The organism is Actinorhabdospora filicis, assembly GCF_030269765.1.
Classification (GTDB): Bacteria; Actinomycetota; Actinomycetes; order Mycobacteriales; family Micromonosporaceae; genus Actinorhabdospora; species Actinorhabdospora filicis.
In genome coordinates this window covers 183,243-201,459 of sequence record NZ_BSTX01000007.1, presented here as the reverse complement: position 1 = coordinate 201,459, position 18,217 = coordinate 183,243, and the positions used below count along the sequence as shown (strand labels likewise).

Genomic DNA, 18,217 nt, shown 5'->3' with positions numbered 1-18,217 from the left:
ACCACACACCAACCGGGAAACCCGGCCGACATGCCAGTGTGCAAGAGCCCTGCACAAACTGACCAAAAACACCCTGTTGAGTTCTCAAACAACACACCCACACCAAGAACCAAGTCACTCTGGACCAAATCCCGACTGGCGGGTATATTCACTTTGTCTTACTCGTTCTCGCTGTCTTACCGTCTTGCTCGTCTTACTCTAGCAGGCCCATTTTCACCCGCTCTTTCCGGTCTTGCCTGTCTTACTCTACCAGGCCCGTTTTCGACTCCCTTTCGGGGGTCTTGCTCGCTCCTGGCCGGTAAGTCCGGCTTTTCCGGTCCGCCCCACTCTAGTACCTCGGATTTCGCGGCCGTTTCCGGCCTCTCACCCTCGGCCCCGTTTGAGGCGCAACCCCTCGAACTTACCACCCGGGCTCCGGGGCGTCAACCGGAGGTTCTGTGACCTTCGCGGCGCGCGCCCCATCGCGATCGGTTGTTCGATCCGTGGGATTGGTGCCTGCGAGTCGTACAAGCCGGTATCGAGTGACTCTCGGTCTCTCTCGCCGTCTTGTCCGGTTCCCCGCTGGCTTCGAAAACATTACGCGGCCGTTTTCCGGCTGGAACACCGGGGTCCGACTGCGGTTCGAACCCCGGTGTAACCGCTGGTAGAGCTACTTTCCGCGCTTCTTTTCGATCTTCTCCAGCTCCGCGTGCAGCTCCGCGCGGCGCTCCCGGCGCATCGCCAGGCGCTCGGCGGCGCTGACACGGTCGGTGCTGTCCAGACGCGGGTCGGTGCCGCGCGGCGCGGCCGGCGCGCCTTCGAAGCTGAGGAGCGTCGGCTCCCAGTCGAACTCCTGGGTGCCGATCCGGACCGGGCTGCCGGAGACCGCGCCGGCCTTCGCCAGTGCTTCCTCCACCCCGAGCCGGGCGAGACGGTCGGCGAGGTAGCCGACGGCCTCGTCGTTGTTGAAGTCGGTCTGCCGCACCCAGCGCTCGGGCTTGGCGCCGCGGACGACGAAGAAGCCGTCCTCCTCCTCGGTCACCGTGAAGCCGGAGTCGTCGACGGCCTTCGGCCGGATGACCAGGCGGGTCGGCTCGGTCTGCGGCTGCGCCGCGCGGTGCTCGGCGACGATCTCGCCGAGCGCGAAGGACAGTTCCTTGAGCCCTTCACGGGTGGCCGCGCTCACCTCGTAGACGCGCAGGCCGCGTTCCTCCAGCTCGGGCCGGACGAACTCGGCCAGCTCCCGGGCCTCGGGGACGTCGATCTTGTTCAGCACGACCACGCGCGGCCGGTCCTCCAGACCGCCGTACTCGGCCAGCTCGTGTTCGAGCGCGTCGATGTCGGAGAGCGGGTCGCGGCCCGGTTCGAGCGTCGCGCAGTCGAGCACGTGCGCCAGCACCGCGGTGCGCTCGATGTGCCGCAGGAAGCGGATGCCCAGGCCCTTGCCCTGCGCCGCGCCCGGGATCAGGCCGGGCACGTCGGCGATCGTGTACGTCTGCCCGCCGGCCTGGACCACGCCCAGGTTCGGCACGAGCGTGGTGAACGGGTAGTCGGCGATCTTCGGCCGCGCCGCCGAGAGCACCGAGATCAGCGAGGACTTGCCCGCCGACGGGAACCCGACGAGCCCGACGTCGGCGACGCTCTTGAGCTCCAGGACCAGGTCGAGGGCGTCCCCGGGCTCCCCCAGCTCGGCGAAGCCGGGCGCGCGGCGGCGGCTGTTGGCCAGCGCGGCGTTGCCGCGTCCACCCCGGCCGCCCTCGGCGGCGATGTAGGTGGTGCCCGTGCCGACGAGGTCGGCCAGCACCTGGCCGTCGGAGGTCTGCACGACCGTCCCCTCGGGCACCATCAGGATGAGGTCCTCGCCGTTGGCCCCGTTCTTCATCGAGCCCTGCCCGCCCTTGCCGTTGCCGGCCTTGGCGTGCGGGCGGAAGTGGAAGTCGAGGAGCGTGTGCACGCCAGGGTCGACGGTCAGGACGACGTTGCCCCCGTGCCCGCCGTTGCCCCCGTCGGGCCCCCCGAAGGGCTTGAACTTCTCCCGGTGGACGGACACACACCCATGGCCGCCGTTACCGGCCTGGACGTGCAAGACGACGCGATCGACGAAGCTGGTCACCAGACCACTGTCCCTTGAAAAACTTGCGCTGACATGGAAAACACCCGGGCCGGAGGTGCGACACCTCCGGCCCGGGTGGGACGTTTCGCGCGGCCCCGCGAGGGGGCCGGCTGTCTTACTGCTCGGCGGAAACGATGTTCACGGTCTTGCGACCGCGCTTCGAGCCGAACTGCACGTGGCCGGCGGCCAGCGCGAACAGCGTGTCATCGCCGCCACGGCCGACCAGGTCACCCGGGTGGAACTTGGTGCCACGCTGGCGGACCAGGATCTCACCGGCGTTGACCAGCTGGCCGCCGAAGCGCTTGACGCCCAGCGACTTCGCGTTGGAGTCGCGGCCGTTCCGCGAGCTTGACGCACCCTTTTTATGGGCCATCTCGGTTACCTACTTCCCGCTGGTGATGCCGGTGACCTTGACGCGGGTCAGCGGCTGGCGGTGCCCCTGGCGCTTGTGGTAGCCGGTCTTGTTCTTGTACTTGTGGATCTTGATCTTGGGGCCCTTGGTGTGCTCCACGAGCTCACCGCTCACGGTGACGCCGGCGAGCTTGTCGGCGTCGGTGACGACGGTGGTCTCGTCCACGAGCAGGACGGCAGGCAGCGTGACGGAGTCGCCCGGTTCGCCTACGAGCTTCTCCACCTCAAGTACGTCGCCTTCGGCGACCTTGTACTGCTTGCCGCCGGTTTTGACGATTGCGTACATGGGACGCTGGTCTCCTTCGAATCCGAATTTAGGCCGTCGACTAGGGTACTTCACCTTGGCGGGCGGCCCCAAACGGGGCCGCGTGCCGGTGGTCACTGGACCGGTTCGCCCACCTTGCGGCTGCCGGCCAGCACGGCCTGGACAGCTTCGGTGGCCGACCCGTCGCCCGACTGGGCGCCCTCGTCGTCGTTCGCCTTCTGGTCGTTCTTGCCGTTCCGTTCCGCCTTCGGCTTCTCGGACTTGGCGTTCTTGCCGCCACCCTGCTGGGCGCGGCCGCCCTTCCCGTTCCCCTGGCCGTTGCCGTGGCGGTCGGGCTGGTCCATGTGCACGATCACGCCGCGGCCCTTGCAGTGCTCGCAGACTTCGGAGAACGCCTCCAGCAGGCCCTGGCCGATGCGCTTGCGCGTCATCTGGACCAGACCCAGCGAGGTGATCTCGGTGACCTGGTGCTTGGTGCGGTCCCGGCCGAGGCATTCGGTGAGCCGGCGCAGGACCAGCTCCCGGTTGGCCTCCAGGACCATGTCGATGAAGTCGATGACCACGATGCCGCCGAGGTCGCGCAGCCGCAGCTGACGCACGATCTCCTCGGCCGCTTCGAGGTTGTTCCGGGTGACGGTCTCTTCGAGGTTGCCGCCCTCACCGGTGAACTTGCCGGTGTTGACGTCGATGACCGTCATGGCCTCGGTGCGGTCGATGACCAGGTGCCCGCCGGACGGCAGGAAGACCTTGCGGTCGAGCGCCTTGAGCAACTGCTCCTCCACGCGCAGGTCGGCGAACACGTCGCCCCTGCCGGTGTGCCGGTGCAGGCGGTCGACCAGCTCCGGGGAGACCTGGACGAGGTAGTCGCGGATCTCGTCGTAGGCCTCGTCGGTGTCGACGACGACCTCGCGGAAGTCCTCGTTGAAGACATCGCGGACGACCTTGGTGATCAGGTCGGGCTCCTGGTAGAGGAGGACCGGCGCGCCGCCCTTGGCGGCCTTCGCCTCGATCTCCTCCCACTGGGCCTTCAGGCGCTCGATGTCGTTGGCCAGCTCGACCTCGCTGGCGCCCTCGGCGGCGGTGCGCACGATCACGCCCGCGCCCTCGGGGACCAGCTTCTTCAGCACCGACCGCAGGCGGCGGCGCTCGGTGTCGGGCAGCTTGCGGGAGATGCCCGAGGCGTTCCCGTTCGGCACGTACACCAGGTGGCGGCCCGACAGCGCGATGTGGTTGGTCAGGCGCGCGCCCTTGTGACCCATCGGGTCCTTGGTGACCTGCACCAGGACCGAGTCGCCGGACTTCATGGCCTGCTCGATGGAGCGGGCGCGCCCGGCCAGGCCGGTGCGGTCCCACTGGACCTCGCCGGCGTACAGGACGGCGTTGCGGCCGCGGCCGATGTCGACGAAGGCCGCCTCCATGCTCGGCAGCACGTTCTGGACCTTGCCCAGGTACACGTTGCCGGTCATGCCCTGCCCGCCGGAGCGGGTGACGTAGTGCTCGACCAGGACGCCGTCCTCCAGGACCGCGATCTGGGTGCGCTCGGCGAGCTGGCGGATGACCATCTGCCGGTCGACGGCCTCACGGCGCGCCAGGAACTCCGACTCGGTGAGGATCTGCGGGCGCGTACGGTGCTGCCCGCGTCCGTCCCGGCGGCGCTGGCGCTTGGCGGCCAGGCGGGTGGAGCCGGACAGGCCCTGCACCTCGTCCTCGACCGGGCGCGGCTTGCGGATCTTGACGACGACCTCGGTGCCCGGCTCGGCCGGGGTGTCCCCGCCCTCGGCGTCGGCGTCACCGCGACGGCGGCGACGGCGACGGCGACGGACGCCGTCACCGGCGTCACCCTCGTCGTCGTGGTCGGCGGACGTCTCGGCGGACGCGCGGCCGGACGCCGGAGCGTCCTCGATCTCGTCCTCGCCCTCGCCGTCGAAGTCGGCGACGCCCTTGCCGCGGCCACGGCCACGGCGGCCGCGCCGACGGCGGCGGCGGACGCCGTCGGCGTCCGTCTCGTCGTCATCGTCGTCCTCATCGAGGGCGGCGACGGCCGGCTCGGGCTCGACGGGCGCGGCCTCGGCGACCTTCTTCCGCGAACGGCGGGTGCGCTTGGCGGGCGCCTCGGCAGCCTCTGCGGGCTGCTCGGCGGGCTTGGCGGGGGTCTTGGTGGTGGTGGGAGTTTCGGCGACCGGTGGGGTGACGTCCTCGCCGCCCCGGGTGCGCTTACGGGTCGTGGTGGCCTTGGCGGCCTTCTTGGCGGCGGGCGTGGAGCGCGTGGGCTGGCGATCGTCGGTCACCGCGGGGGCCGGTGCGGCCTCCGGGGCGACGAACAGGATCGGCGCCGGTTGAACTCTGCCGCCCGCTGTCTGCTTCGGCTCGTTATCGAGCATGTGGGTCTTACTCCGTATCCGACCGCACCCGGGCGCGAAAACGCTGCCACGCGGGCGCGGGCTTGTCGACCGGCGGCCTGCTGGCCACCGAAAGTCCTCTACCTGGTCGACACACTTAGACCAGGGCCACCGGATGGCGGCTATGCCGTGACGGCCGTGCCACGATCGGGCCCGAGCGGGTCGGTGAGACCGGCTGCCGCGGCCGGGGAGGGCCCCGCGCCGTTGCCGGACTCCACGCCCGTGACGGAGGGAGTGGCCCCTTCGCCGTGCTCGGCGATCATGCCCTGGGCAAGCCGGGTGACTCGGGGTGGCACCGGCGGCTCCAACCCGGCTGCGACACGCAGACCGGCCAGGACGTCATCGGGCCGTACAGACGGCGTGACGTGCTGTACGACAAGGTCGAGTATGGCACATGAGTCGGTGTCGGCCGCGTGCGGCGCGGTCTCGGCCCCGGATTCGTCACTGTTCAGGGAGAGGCGCGCCACCGGCCCGCGGGCATCGATGGTGCGCAATCCCTTCTTCGTCATGCGCTCGACGAGCACCTCATCGGCGGATAGGAAGGCCTCGATGGCCGGCGTGGCGGCCTCCCGCGCGACCCCCGGGAGCTCCAGCCGCCACAGGGACGCCTCGATGCGCTCATCGAGGCCGCCGCCCTGCGCCTCGACGGCCTCCACGACGTCCAGACCAGGGGGAAGAGCCGCGTCGAGGTCCCGGCGGAGGTCGGCGGGATCCATGCGCTTCTGGAGGGCGATCTCGGCGTACTCGGCCTCGCTGGCCACGCCGGTGGGCGCGGCCGAGACGTAGGAGATGCGCGGGTGCGGGTGGAAGCCCGACGAGTACGCGATGGGCAGATGGGCGCGCCGCACGGCGCGCTCCAGGGCGCGGGCGAAGTCACGGTGAGACGTGAAACGCAGTGGGCCGCGCTTGGTGTAGCGGATGCGGACCCGCTGGACGACGGGAGCCTGCTGCTCGGGCTGTACGCGTGCCATGGGTTACGCCTCGTCCGCCTCGTAGGAGTGGTTGCTGGGGACGTGCCCCCGCGTACCCGCGATGGCCAGGGGGAGGAGCTTCTTGCCGGTCGGGCCGATCTGGATCTCGGTGTCCATGGCCGGGCACACGCCGCAGTCGAAGCAGGGCGTCCACCGGCAGTCGTCGAGCTCGACCTCGGCGATGGCGTCCTGCCAGTCCGACCACAGCCAGTCCTTGTCCAGGCCCGAGTCGAGGTGGTCCCACGGGAGGACCTCCAGCTCGCCGCGCTCGCGCGTGGTGAACCAGGCCAGGTCGAGGCCGTGCGCGGCCAGGGCCTCATCCGCGGCGCCGGCCCACCGCTCGTAGGAGAAGTGCTCGGTCCAGCCGTCGAAGCGGCCGCCCTCGCGCCAGACCTGGAGGATGACGTCGCCGACGCGGCGGTCGCCACGCGACAGGAGTCCTTCGATGAGCGAGGGCTGCCCGTCGTGGTAGCGGTAGCCGATGGAGCGGCCCAGGGACCGGTCGCTGTTGATCGCCTTCTTGAGCAGGTCGAGACGGCGGTCGATGACCTCCGGGTGCTCCTGGGCGGCCCACTGGAACGGGGTGTGCGGCTTGGGCACGAACCCGCCGATGGACACCGTGACCCGGATGTCCTTGTTGCCCGCGGCGGCGCGCCCGGCCCGGATGACCTCGTGGGCCATCTTGGCGATGGCGACCACGTCCTCGTCGGTCTCGGTGGGCAGGCCGCACATGAAGTAGAGCTTGACCTGGCGCCAGCCGTTCCCGTAGGCGGTCACCACGGTGCGGATCAGGTCCTCTTCGCTGACCATCTTGTTGATCACGCGGCGGATGCGCTCGCTGCCGCCCTCGGGGGCGAAGGTCAGGCCCGAGCGGCGCCCGTTGCGGGACAGCTCGTTGGCCAGCGTCACGTTGAAGGCGTCCACGCGAGTGGACGGCAGGGACAGCGAGACGTTCTCGCCCTCGTAGCGGTCGGCGAGCCCGGAGCAGACGTCGCCGATCTCGGAGTGGTCGGCGCTGGACAGCGACAGCAGGCCGACCTCGTTGAAGCCGGACTGGTCGATGCCGCGCTGGACCATCTCGCCGATGGTGGTGATGGAGCGCTCGCGCACGGGCCGGGTGATCATCCCGGCCTGGCAGAAGCGGCAGCCGCGGGTGCAGCCGCGGAAGATCTCCACGGCGTAGCGCTCGTGGACGCTCTCGGCGAGCGGGACGAGGGGCTTCTTGGGGTAGGGCCAGGCGTCGAGGTCCATGGTGGTGCGCTTGTGGACGCGGAAGGGCACGTCGGCGCGGTTGGGGATGACGCGCTGGATGCGGCCGTCGGGGAGGTAGTCGACGTCGTAGAAGCGGGGGACGTAGACGCTCTCGGTGCGCGCGAGGCGCAGGAGGAGCTCGTCGCGGCCGCCGGGGCGTCCCTCGGCCTTCCAGGCGCGGATGATGCCGGTGATCTCCAGGACGGCCTCTTCGCCGTCGCCGAGGACGGCGGCGTCGATGAAGCGCGCGATGGGCTCGGGGTTGAAGGCGGCGTGGCCGCCGGCGATCACGATCGGGTGATCCTCGGTGCGCTCGGCGGCGTCCAGGGGGATGCCGGCGAGGTCGATGGCGGTGAGGAAGTTGGTGTAGCCCATCTCGGTGGCGAAGGAGACGCCGAAGGCGTCGAAGGAGCCGACCGGGCGGTGGGCGTCGACGGTGAACTGGGGGACGCCGTGCTCGCGCATGAGCTTTTCGAGGTCCGGCCAGACGGCGTAGGTGCGCTCGGCCAGGACGTCGGGCTGCTCGTTGAGGACCTCGTAGAGGATCTGGACGCCCTGGTTGGGCACGCCGACCTCGTAGGCGTCCGGGTACATGAGGGCCCACCGTACGACGGTGTCCTCCCACGGCTTGGTGACCGCGCCCAGTTCGCCACCGACGTATTGGATCGGCTTCTTGACCAGGGGAAGCAGTTGTTCCAGCTTCGGGTACACCGACGTCACGCTCATAACGGACCAGCCTAACTTCCGGCCCCCGTACCCTTGGCGGGAGTGGGGGTGCGGCGTGACGGCCCCCGCCCGTATTGATTCAGCGAGGTGATCGTGACCACAGCCGAAGCGGCCGCGACCCCGGGCAAGTACCGGGGGCGGAGGCGGCCGCCGAGCCGCCGACGGCTGTTCCTCAAGGTCGCCGTGGTCCTGGGCACGGTGACGGTGGTGCTGGTCGGGGTCGGGGTGGCCATCGCCACGACGGTGAGCTCCGACGACGAGAAGGGCCGCTACGGCGACGGGGTGGCCGATTTCTGCCCGCTGGTGGACGCCGCGCCGCTGACCGGTTTCGGGTTGGGCGAGCGCGAGCGGCATCCCCAGAACGTGGCGGAGCCGCGTCCGCCGGCGACGGGCTGCCTGGTGCTGCTCAGTGGTGAGGAGCAGGCGGCGACGTATCTGACGGCGGAGTTGCGGGCGTCGATGCGGGTGTATCCGAGCGTGACCGACGCGCTGGCGGGGTACACGGGGACCCTGGACTTCGAGCGTTCGGAGGGCCGTGAGCCGGAGTTGCTGCACGGCCTGGGTGAGCAGGCGGGTTTCGTGGCGTCCTCGGCGTCCTCGGCGAGCGAGGGTGTGGAGTTCCGGTTGCGGGTGCGTGACAGCAACGCGACCTTCGACGTGACGGTGTTCGCGCAGGGTCTCGCCCCGGACGCGGTATCTAACGATCAGGTAAAAGACGCGCTTTTGAAGATCGGGACGAAAGTCCTCGAAGGGGCGCGGCAGGGGACATAACACCCGTTGTCGGCTGGCGGGTCCGGGGCACTATCGAATGGCTCGGGAAGTTCGCGTCACCGGCACGGCTCTTTCACGGGGCAGCGCGCCCTTCCCGTCCGAAGCAGACAACGCCGTAGGAGGCAAAGACCGTGACCGGTCCGTACCCGCCACCGCAGAACGACGGTTCCTGGCAGCCGCCGCAGGACCCGACGGCGGGTTCCTGGCAGCAGCAGCCGCAGGATCCGACCTCCGCGGGGAACTCGTATGAGCTGTACCCGCAGTCCGGCGGCTGGCCGGAGCAGAACCCGCAGCCGGTGACGGGAGTCCCGGCCTCGGGTCAGCCGTACGGTCCGCCGCAGCCGGTGTCCGGGCAGCCTTATGGCCCGCCGCAGCCGGCGTACGCGCCGCCTCCTCCCGGTGGCTACCCCCCGCCGACCGGTCAGTTCATGCCGCCCGGGCCGCCGCAGGCGCCGTCGGGCGGCAACAAGGGCTGGATCTTCGGCGGTATCGCCGTCGGCGCGGTGATCCTGCTGCTGGTGATCGGTTTCATCGTGGTCAACGCGATGAACAAGAAGGACGACAACTCGGCGTCCAACTCGGGTTCGAACTCCAACTCGCAGGGCACCGACGACAAGGGCAAGGACGACCCGAACCCGCCGGCCGCGTCGGGTTACAAGACGGTGGCCGACATCTGCACGACGTTCACCGAGTCCGACTACAGCGCCTCGGGTCTGGGGGAGCAGAAGACGCCGCAGTCCAGCTCCAACGACAGCGGGTACAGCAAGGACATGCGCTGCACGGTGGACCTGGAGGGCAAGGACTACAACCTGGGCACCCTGGACGTCGAGGCGACGATCTACCAGGACCAGTCCTCGGTGTCGACCGGCTTCGACTCGATGGTGTCGATCTACGCCAGTTCGGGCACGGCCACCGACCACCCCGGTTTCGGTGAGAAGGCGAAGCTGGTCTTCGACCCGTCGATCGGGCCGACGGCCTACCTGTTCGTCCAGGACAAGAACATGGTCCTGATGGTGCGCATCTTCACCACCGACGACAAGACGGCCAACTCCAAGCTGCAGACCACGGTCGAGACCGTGACGAAGAAGGTCATGACGGCCCTGGCGGCCTAGTGAGCCGACGATGGGCCGGGTACCCCGCTGGGTGCCCGGCCCTTTTCCATACCGGCGACAATGAGCGGGCCGCGACGCCCGCGCGGCATCGAGCAGGAGGCTTTTTGCGATGACCAGTCCGTTTCCCCCGCCGTCGCCCTCGGAGTGGGGCCGTGACGGGGCGCAGCCGCCGGACGATCCGCCGGCGTCGTCCCCGACGCAGTACGAGCTCTACCCGGCCGACGGCGGCTGGCCCGAGCAGCAGCAACAGCAGCCGGTGACGGGCCCGCCGTACCCGCAGCACCCGCCGGCGTACACGCCGCCCCCGCCCCCGCCGGTGTACCAGCAGCCGGTCTACCAGGTCCCGCCGCCGGTGGTGCAGTACCCGCAGCCGGTGGCCTATCCGCAGCCGGTCGTCGTCCAGACCCGCAACAACAACAAGGGCTGGATCATCGGCGGTGTCATCGCGCTGGTGGTGATCCTGGGCTGCGGCGGTGGCTGGCTCGCGCTGCGCGGGGTGATCAGCGGGATCGGCGACGCCGCGGGGGGCGGCTCCGATGACCCGCCGATGGCCTACTCGGCGTCGGTTCCGGCGGCGCCCTCGAACGGGCGCTACAAGACGACCACGGACTACTGCGCGACGTTCACCAGCACGCGCCTCACCACGGTCCTGAAGCTGGGCATCGACGGCACGCCCGCCAACAGCAACAGCGACTACGGCGACGGAACCGGGAACGGCTCGTGCTCGTTCTCGATGAACACCGACGCCAACAGCAGCAGCCGTAACGGCTACGACTACGCGATGTTCTCGATGCATCTGACCATCGACAACGGCGACTACAACAAGAGCGCCTTCGAGAGCAGCAAGCAGTACATGATGGGCACCGAGGTCGAGCTGAAGGTGGGCGCGAAGTCCTACGCCACCTGGCAGTCGGACACCAGCCGTGAGCTGAAGCTGGCCATCCTGGACGGGAACATGCTGCTGGAACTGGACCTGTACACCTCGCAGGAGAACGCCACGCAGAGCGCCTTCGCGGCGCTGGTTCAGGACACCGCCAACGAAATCATGACCAGCCTCGGCTGAGTCCGGGTGCGGACGGCGGTGGCGCTTCCGACTACGCTGCAAGGTCGTACGTGAGAAAGTCGCGTCAATCTATGCCTCAGGCGGTGCAGGGCGCCGCCGCCGAGCCGCCAACGTGGAGGTTTGCAGTGGGCTCGCATCACGCCCCCGGAGACGACCGGTACTCCCAGGACGACCCCCGGACGCGGCGGGCCCGGGAGCAGCGGCGAGAGCCCGACCCCGGGTCGCCCTACGGGCGTCCGGCGCCGGAGGGCCGCGGAGGGTACGCGGGTGCGCCCACGAACCCCTACGCGCAGCAGCAGCCTCCTCAGCCGCCCCCGCAGGCCCCTCAGGCCGGGCGGCACGGCGAGGAGCAGCCCTACGGCGGCGGGTACCGGCCCCAGCAGCCGCCCGCCGAGGCGCCCCGGCGCCGCCGCCGCTACGCCGAGGAGGAGCCCGAGCGCGCCTACGAGCCCGCACCGGCTCCCCCGTACGAGCCGGCCCGGCCGTCCTACGACCCGGCGCCTTCGTACGACGAGGCGCCCGCGCCGGTGTGGGCCGACGCGCCCGCCGCGCCGCCGCGCCGGTACGAATCCGACGACGACCGTCCCTCCTCGTGGAACGACGACCAGGCCACCCAGGTCTACAGCCACCTCGGCTACGTGCCGCGCGAGGAGCGCCGCCGCCGTCCGGCCGCCCCGGAGCAGGAGGCCTTCAGCACCGAGGCCTCCGCCGATGACAAGAAGTTCAAGTCGATGCGCCGCGCGCGGCGCGCCAGCGGCAAGGCCAAGGCGTTCATGGCCATCGGCCTCGTGGTCGCCCTCGCCCTCATCGGCGGCGGCGTCTGGTACCTGATCAACGGCAGCGGCGACGACGGCCGCACCGACACCGGCGGGGCCTACGCGGCGCTGGAGAATCCCTGCTCGGTGCTGGACCTGGCCGCGGTCTCCGACCTGGGCCTGACCGAGGACACCGCGCGGCACCGCCAGTCCAGCGAACCCAAGTCCGACGGCGGGGCCGCCCAGACCTGCGCGGTCTCCCTGACCGGCGCCGACGGGCTGGGCGTGGACGTCGGCTTCGACGCGCGCGTCTTCGACTCCGCCGCCAAGGCCCGCAACGACTGGGAGTTCAAGATGGACGCCCAGAAGACCAAGGGCGGCAACGGCTGGAAGCTCACCGAGCTGGGCGGCGAGCCCGGCACGCAGGCCTACGCGCTGCTGCAGTCCTGGAACGCCGATGCCGGTTCGGCCGACTACCGGCTGGTCTTCTGGCACGAGAACGTGTCGGTGGAGTCGCGGCTGACGATCCTCAAGCAGAGCCAGGTCGACGAGAACGACCTCGCCAAGCGCGCGATGGAGCTCGCCAAGGCCTACATGGCCAAGTGGGCGGCCTGAGGTAGAAACGAAGAAGGCCCCCGCCGGTTCGGCGGGGGCCTTTCCCATGCGCGTCAGTAGCCGCGGTGCGGATTGCCGAACAGGCGCGTCTCGTGGGAGGTGGGGGTGCACCACACGAAACGCTCCGGGACGCCGTCGCGGACCACGGCGACCATGTCGTCGTACATCATCTGCAGCAGCCGCAGGTTGTCGCTGCTGACCCGCAGCGACGTCGAGGCGGCCGGGGCCTCGTCGGGGTGGAGGCGCTGGAGGATCGTCAGGTGCGCGTCCTCCACGGCCTGCGAGCCGTAGACGGTCAGGCGCGGCAGGACGGTCAGCTGCGTCCGCCACGGGCCCAGCACGGGCGTGGTGGCGGTGCCGTGGTCGCCGACGTCGTAGACGTAGAGCGCCGGGGAGTGCGGGTTGGCGTCGACGGTGACCGGACGGTCCCCCGCCAGCACCGCCAGCCGGTCGTCGCGGCCGGTGGCGGCGCGTCCCAGGCCCTCCCACTCGCGCGGGCGGACGGTGCAGACGGCGACGCGGGCGCCCAGCGCCAGCGCGCGGAACACCACGACCTTCGCCGCCCACAGGCCGCCCACGAGGGCCGCGCGCGTCGGCTCGGGCCGGAAGAGGGGCATGACGACGGGCTTGCGCTCGGCGTCGCGCCCGATGACCAGGCCGGCCGGGGGCGCGGGCGTGGCCAGCAGCTCCAGCGCGCGGGGGGTGGCGATGTGGCGTCCGGCGCCCAAGGCGTCGATGGTGCGGCCGTCGGGCCCGGCGTCGGCCTCATCGGCGACCGTGGAGGGGCCCTGGCCGCCGTAGACGGTGCCGGAGCGCCCGGCGCTCTTCGGGCCGAAGATGCCCGGGGAGAACTGGCTGGACGGCGGTCCCGAGACCGGCGGGCCGGAGACGGGTGGCCCCGACACCGGCGGAGCCGAGACGGGAGGCGCCGAAACCGGGGGTGCCGAGACGGGCGCCGGGGACATCATCGGCGGAGCCGATACGGGCAATGGAGTCGGCGGAGCCGATACCGGTGGTGCGGGCGGCGGCTGGTAGGCCGGGGGCTGCGGGTGCCCCTGGGGCGTCAGGGCGTCCATGCGGCCGCTCAGGGTGCCCGGCAGCGGGTCCGGGCGCAGCGCGGGGACGCTCGCCCGGCCCGGCGAGGTCGGCGGGTTGGGGTTGGCCGGAGGAGGCGTGGCGCCCGTGGGGGCGTCCGGGGCCACCGGGCGCGCCGAGCCGTACACCGTCGCGCTCGTGCGCGGCGACTGCGGATAGGGCGTCGGCGGCTGCGTCGGGGAGTCCGGCTGCGGGGGACGGGCCGAGCCGTACACCGCCGCGCTGGCGCGTCCGGTGCTCGGCGGCGGGACCGCCCCGGGCGGCTGGATGAGCCCGGGGACGCTCGCGCGCCCCGACTGGGTGCGCGGCTCCTCCGGCTGCTCGGCCTCGGGCTGCTGGGGCGGGTACGGCGGACGGTATCCCTGCGGCGGCGGTTGCTGCTGGTACGGCGAGTTCGGGTCGCTCATCGCGGACCTCCTCCGGTGGGGGCCGAGGCGTAGGCGGCCGGGCCGTGCTCGCCGTCGAGGCGGGCGAGGCGGGCACCGACGGACGCGGCCGCTTCGCGCAGGCGCCCGTTCACGGCCGATGAGGTGCTGGGGTCGCAGGACAGGCGCACCAGCCCGCGGACCTCGACGCGGCGCTCCAGGGGCGCGCCGTCGGGCGCGCGGCGGGAGACGGGCCCGGGCGAGATGGTGACCGAGACGGTGGTGAAGGCCGCGGGCACGGCCGCCATCTCGTCCAGGACGCGCGGGAGGGTGTCGATGCCGCTGGGCCAGGTGCGGACGCGGTGGGTGATGTGCTCCAGTCCACCGGCCTGCCAGGCCCGCCAGGTCTCGTTGGTGCGGGGGTTGGCGGTGGGGCTGATGGAGGTGAGCGCCAGCGACTGGCGCAGCGCGGCGCGCAGGCCGTCGTCGTCCAGGACGCGGTGGGTCACCCCGGCGTTGCGCAGGGCCTTGCCGATGCGGGAGACGGTGACGGCGATGGACTTGTGCACGCCCTCCACTCCCCCGCCGCGGTTGACCGCGGCGTCGGCGGCGTCCCCGAGGTCGAGGCGCACCGCCAGCCAGCTCGTCTGGTGCACGACGGCGGCGGTGCCGCCGAGGAGCTCCTGGTAGGACTGGGCGGCCGGGCTGCCCTGGATGGCCACACCGACGGGCACGGTGTGGGCGACGACCTGGATGGCCGAGACGGGCGCGCCGGCCTCGGTGAACAGCCGCGCGAGCCGCTCGAAGGGCACGGGGGCGCCGATGCCGTCGGGCCCGCCCATGGCGAGCGCGGCGAACCAGCCGCCACCGTCGCGGGCGACGCCGATGATGGTGTCGCGGTCCTCGACGCGGCTGACGCTCACGTCGGGCGACAGCTGTTCGAGGAGGTCGTCGTCGCGTACCTGCATCGCCGCCCGGCGGCGTGCCGAGAGCCGCCGGCGCGCGGGGAAGGCCTGGTACAGCCAGCGTCCGCCGCTGCGCGCGAAGACCGCGATGAGCAGCACCAGCGCGACGGCCCCGCCCGCGATCTGGAACGGCGGCGCCTTCGTGATCGTGGCGGCCACCGCGACGGCGGCCAGCTCGACCGCGACGAGCTGCGCGATCGTGAAGGGTCCGAGCCGGTTGCGGATGGAGGCGGTGAACGCGACCTTGTTCTCGCGTTTCTGGGCGCCGCGGATCTGGGCGCTGCCTCGGGCGCGCGGCGGCGCCTGCACCATCGTCATGTCTTGCGGCCCTCCTGAAGGGTAGGCGGCGGGCTGCCTGTTCGTACGAATACGGCCATCCTACGAGTCCGGGGCCACCGGTGTGGGGACGGCTTGACGTGCGCGGCAGCGGGGTCGGTCCGGGCGGTCAGGGCCTCCGCCATTGCGCGTCGTCCCCGGGCGGTGGCGGTGGCCCCTGCGGCGGTGCCGGAGGCGTGACGGCCGACGTGGCCGGGCGCCTCCTCCGCGCCGATCGCACGACGAGGATGACGACGACGGCGACGAGCAGCAGCCCGCCGGCGGTGACGGCGACCGGGACGAGACCGCTGGTGCCGGAGCCGGTGTCACTCGCGGCGGCGGCCGGTCCGGACGAGAGGGTGTCCACCGGCGGGGTGGCGTAGGCGACGTCCTCGGTGAGCGCTCGCAGCGGATCGACGACGCCGTAGCCGTACTCGACGTCCGGGCCGGGCGCGCCCTTGTCGTCGGCGGTGAGCAGGAGCCGCTCCAGCATCTGCCGGCGGTTCAGGTTCGGGAAGCGCGACTTGATCAGCGCGAGGGTCCCGGCCACGATCGGGGCCGAGTAACTGGTCCCGGCCGCCTCGCGGTAGCCGCCGCCGGCCTTCGCCACCGTCATCGGCGCCGCCGGGGCGGAGATCCCCAGATAGCCCGCCTGGACGACGTGCTGCACCGAGCCGTCCCAGAACGCCGCGCCGGTGGTCGTGCCGGTGACCGCGACCGCGCCGGTGAACGCGGCCGGGTACATCGTGGTGTACCAGGTCTCGTACGGGCGCTCGCCCTTCTTGTTGCCCGCGGCGGCGATGACGGGGACCTCGTGGGCGGTGGCGTAGTCGACGGCCGCCTGTCCTTCGGCGTCCCCGGCGTTGCCGCCGAGGGAGGCGGTGATGACGTCGGCGCCGTTGTCCACCAGCCAGCGGATCGCCTCGGCGATCATCGGGGCGGACAGCTCACCGTTGGCGTCGGTGGCCCGCACCGAGATGACCTTCGCGCCGGGCGCGATGCCCAGCACGCCGTCGGGGTCGTCGTGGCCGACGAGGACGGAGGCCACGCCGGTCCCATGTGTGTCGGAGGGCGCCAGGCCTTTGCCGCCGGTGCCGCCCAGGTCGGCGCCGGGCAGGACGCTGCCGGTGAGGTCGGGGTGGGTGGCGTCCACGCCGGTGTCGATGACGCCGATGGTGACGCCCTCGCCCTTGGTGATCTTGTGGGCCTCGGCGACGCGCAGCTCGGACAGGTACCACTGCCCGTCGCGCGTGGCGTCGGCGGCAGCGGCCGGTGGAAGCGCCAGCGCGCCCGCGATGACGGAGGCGCTCAGGGCGAGCGCGGCGGCTCGGCGGGACATCCTCTTGGGCACCGGTGGCGGTCCTTTCCCTGTCGGCCGTCGGGAACGGGGCCCGGAGCGATGCGCTCCGGGCCCCGTCCGCAGGCTATTCGGATCGGCCGGTGAAGGTCGGTCCGGCCCCGTGTTCTCCCGTGTAAGGGAGCTGCGAGGTCATGACCCCGGGGACGCCGCCTTCGACGCGGAAGAGCTCGTCGTCGAGCGGGCCGTCGCCCTTGAGGGTCTCCTCGTCCTCTTCGCGCCGCTTATTGGCGTTCGGACGCATGAGGGACTGGTTGGCGTTGCCGCGAGCGCCTCGCATGACGCCGTTCTCGGAGACCTTGACGGGCTTGGAGGCCACCGAGCGGACGCCGGGCTGGCCGGCACCGCGCGAGGGCGCCGCGCCGCCGTTGCGGCCGCTGAGCACGCCCTCGCCGGGTCCACCGGGAGCGCGGACGCCGGAGCGGCCGGGCAGGCCGTTGTTCCGCTGGCCGAGCACCGAGTCGGTGACCTTCCCGTACGGCGTGTTCTTCACCGGCGGGTTGCCGCCCTTCGGCGGGACACCCGGCCCGCCCTTCGGGGGCACGCCCGGACCGCCCTTGGGCGGCGGGTACGTCCCCGGGGGCTTCGGTCCCCCGCCCGGAGGCTTCGGGTAGGTCCCCGGGGGCTTGGGGTAGGTGCCCGGAGGCTTCGGTCCCGAGCCCGGGGGCTTCGGGAACGTCCCCGGCGGTTTCGGCGGCGGCGGCTTGACGCCTCCGCCCGGAGGCGGCAGCGGGGTCACCGGCGGCGGGATGTTCGGTGGCGGCGTCACCGGCGGTGGCGTCGGCGGCAGCGGCGTCACGGGCGGCGGTGGGGTCGGCACCGGTGTCGGGGTCGGTGTCGGGAATTCCGGCGTCGGGAACTCCGGCTTCGGCGGCGGGGGCGTCGGCGGAGGCGGAGTCGGCGGCGGGGGTGGCGGGTTGTGCGGCGGAGGTGTCGGGGTCGGGGTCGGTGGTGGGGGCGGAGGCGGAGGTGGCGGGTTGTGCGGCGGAGGCGACGGCACCGACGACTTCGGGTGCGAGCCGGGACCACCACCGGGGCCACCGCCGGGACCGGAGTACTCCTTCCACTCACCGACGTCCTTGACCTCCGGACCTGCGTCCAGCGGCTTGTAACTCGGCGGGTAGAAGATGTCGTCCTGGTAGACCTTCTGGTAGGTGTTGGTGGCACCGGTCATGATCGTGTCGGCCTGGGCGTTGAAGTTCGCGCCGTTCTTGTACTGCCCGCTCATGACCGAGGCCTCGGTCGGCGCCTTCGGGTGGTCCCAGAGGTCGGAGATGCCACCCAGCCCGAACAGCTTGTCGTGCCGTTCCTTCTGCTCCTTGTCGAACTTCTGGCCGGCGTCGGTGAACGACTGGTGGAAGCTGGTGTAGACCTGGTCGATCTCACGCCGGGCCGAATCGGCCTTCTCCGCGATGGCGGTCCAGCCCGAGTCGTTCTTCCCCGCGATGCGGGACGATTCGGTGATGACGGTGCGGATCTTGTCCACCTCGGCGAAGAAGACGTTGGCCGCCGCGCCTTTGAACTGGCCCTTGAGCGGGGCGACATATCCGTCGAAGGCTTCGAGATAATCGTCGAAGAACTTCTTCATGTTGGCCCAGCCCGCCGCCTGTTCCCGCATTTGGGCGGGCTTGTCGGCGTCGGCGATCTCTTTGATCTCTTTGACGTTGAACTTGCTGAAGTCTCCCATGT

Annotated in this window: 14 protein-coding genes; 4 read left to right on the top strand and 10 right to left on the bottom strand. The window is 71.4% G+C overall.

Features of this window, described 5'->3' with window-relative positions:
• Positions 1-649 precede the first annotated feature (649 nt).
• From obgE to QSK10_RS32705, 6 genes are all read right to left on the bottom strand, one after another.
• Entirely contained in the window at positions 650-2,092 is a 1,443-nt protein-coding gene (gene obgE, locus QSK10_RS32730; protein ID WP_285667414.1) for a GTPase ObgE, read from the bottom strand.
• 115 nt (positions 2,093-2,207) lie between these two features.
• Positions 2,208-2,465, bottom strand: coding sequence for a 50S ribosomal protein L27 (gene rpmA / locus QSK10_RS32725; protein ID WP_285667413.1), 258 nt, complete (start codon positions 2,463-2,465; stop codon positions 2,208-2,210).
• Between the two features lie 9 nt (positions 2,466-2,474).
• Complete coding sequence (gene rplU, locus QSK10_RS32720) at positions 2,475-2,789, bottom strand: 50S ribosomal protein L21 (RefSeq protein WP_285667412.1); 315 nt, start codon at positions 2,787-2,789, stop codon at positions 2,475-2,477.
• A 92-nt stretch (positions 2,790-2,881) separates the two neighbouring features.
• On the bottom strand, positions 2,882-5,149 hold the full coding sequence (locus QSK10_RS32715) for an Rne/Rng family ribonuclease (RefSeq protein ID WP_432705390.1): 2,268 nt from the start codon (positions 5,147-5,149) through the stop codon (positions 2,882-2,884).
• Between the two features lie 140 nt (positions 5,150-5,289).
• Positions 5,290-6,063 (bottom strand): TIGR03936 family radical SAM-associated protein, encoded by a 774-nt coding sequence (locus QSK10_RS32710; protein WP_432705391.1) that lies wholly within the window; start codon positions 6,061-6,063, stop codon positions 5,290-5,292.
• A gap of 78 nt (positions 6,064-6,141) precedes the next feature.
• Complete coding sequence (locus tag QSK10_RS32705; protein WP_285667408.1) at positions 6,142-8,115, bottom strand: TIGR03960 family B12-binding radical SAM protein; 1,974 nt, start codon at positions 8,113-8,115, stop codon at positions 6,142-6,144.
• A gap of 93 nt (positions 8,116-8,208) precedes the next feature.
• On the opposite strand from QSK10_RS32705, the gene QSK10_RS32700 reads away from it, so the two are divergent.
• The 4 genes from QSK10_RS32700 to QSK10_RS32685 all read left to right on the top strand — a co-directional run bounded on the left by QSK10_RS32700 (position 8,209) and on the right by QSK10_RS32685 (position 12,431).
• The gene (locus tag QSK10_RS32700; RefSeq protein ID WP_285667407.1) at positions 8,209-8,886 is read left to right on the top strand and encodes a hypothetical protein; all 678 of its coding nucleotides are present in this window, start codon (positions 8,209-8,211) and stop codon (positions 8,884-8,886) included.
• Positions 8,887-9,017: 131 nt separating this feature from the next.
• Positions 9,018-9,998 (top strand): hypothetical protein, encoded by a 981-nt coding sequence (locus QSK10_RS32695; RefSeq protein WP_285667406.1) that lies wholly within the window; start codon positions 9,018-9,020, stop codon positions 9,996-9,998.
• 109 nt (positions 9,999-10,107) lie between these two features.
• Positions 10,108-11,061: a hypothetical protein gene (locus QSK10_RS32690; RefSeq protein WP_285667405.1), complete on the top strand. Its 954-nt coding sequence runs from the start codon at positions 10,108-10,110 to the stop codon at positions 11,059-11,061.
• 125 nt (positions 11,062-11,186) lie between these two features.
• Complete coding sequence (locus QSK10_RS32685; RefSeq protein ID WP_285667403.1) at positions 11,187-12,431, top strand: hypothetical protein; 1,245 nt, start codon at positions 11,187-11,189, stop codon at positions 12,429-12,431.
• A gap of 53 nt (positions 12,432-12,484) precedes the next feature.
• Here QSK10_RS32685 and QSK10_RS32680 read toward each other — a convergent pair whose 3' ends face one another.
• The 4 genes from QSK10_RS32680 to QSK10_RS32665 form a co-directional block, all read right to left on the bottom strand.
• Positions 12,485-13,933 (bottom strand): hypothetical protein, encoded by a 1,449-nt coding sequence (locus QSK10_RS32680; RefSeq protein WP_285667402.1) that lies wholly within the window; start codon positions 13,931-13,933, stop codon positions 12,485-12,487.
• Complete coding sequence (gene eccE, locus QSK10_RS32675; protein WP_285667401.1) at positions 13,930-15,174, bottom strand: type VII secretion protein EccE; 1,245 nt, start codon at positions 15,172-15,174, stop codon at positions 13,930-13,932. Before eccE ends, QSK10_RS32680 begins: the two co-directional genes overlap by 4 nt.
• Positions 15,175-15,301: 127 nt before the next feature.
• Complete coding sequence (locus tag QSK10_RS32670) at positions 15,302-16,522, bottom strand: S8 family serine peptidase (RefSeq protein WP_285667400.1); 1,221 nt, start codon at positions 16,520-16,522, stop codon at positions 15,302-15,304.
• Positions 16,523-16,595: 73 nt separating this feature from the next.
• A complete protein-coding gene (locus QSK10_RS32665) occupies positions 16,596-18,215 on the bottom strand; it encodes a hypothetical protein (protein WP_285667399.1) in 1,620 nt (539 codons plus the stop codon).
• Positions 18,216-18,217: the final 2 nt, after the last annotated feature.

What these genes read in the sequence shown, in the direction of transcription:
- rpmA (WP_285667413.1), bottom strand. Translation starts at nt 2,465, where the DNA reads ATGGCCCATAAAAAGGGTGCGTCAAGCTCGCGGAACGGCCGCGACTCC.
- rplU (WP_285667412.1), bottom strand. Translation starts at nt 2,789, where the DNA reads ATGTACGCAATCGTCAAAACCGGCGGCAAGCAGTACAAGGTCGCCGAA.
- QSK10_RS32715 (WP_432705390.1), bottom strand. Translation starts at nt 5,149, where the DNA reads ATGCTCGATAACGAGCCGAAGCAGACAGCGGGCGGCAGAGTTCAACCG.
- QSK10_RS32705 (WP_285667408.1), bottom strand. Translation starts at nt 8,115, where the DNA reads ATGAGCGTGACGTCGGTGTACCCGAAGCTGGAACAACTGCTTCCCCTG.
- QSK10_RS32690 (WP_285667405.1), top strand. Translation starts at nt 10,108, where the DNA reads ATGACCAGTCCGTTTCCCCCGCCGTCGCCCTCGGAGTGGGGCCGTGAC.
- QSK10_RS32680 (WP_285667402.1), bottom strand. Translation starts at nt 13,933, where the DNA reads ATGAGCGACCCGAACTCGCCGTACCAGCAGCAACCGCCGCCGCAGGGA.
- eccE (WP_285667401.1), bottom strand. Translation starts at nt 15,174, where the DNA reads ATGACGATGGTGCAGGCGCCGCCGCGCGCCCGAGGCAGCGCCCAGATC.
- QSK10_RS32665 (WP_285667399.1), bottom strand. Translation starts at nt 18,215, where the DNA reads ATGGGAGACTTCAGCAAGTTCAACGTCAAAGAGATCAAAGAGATCGCC.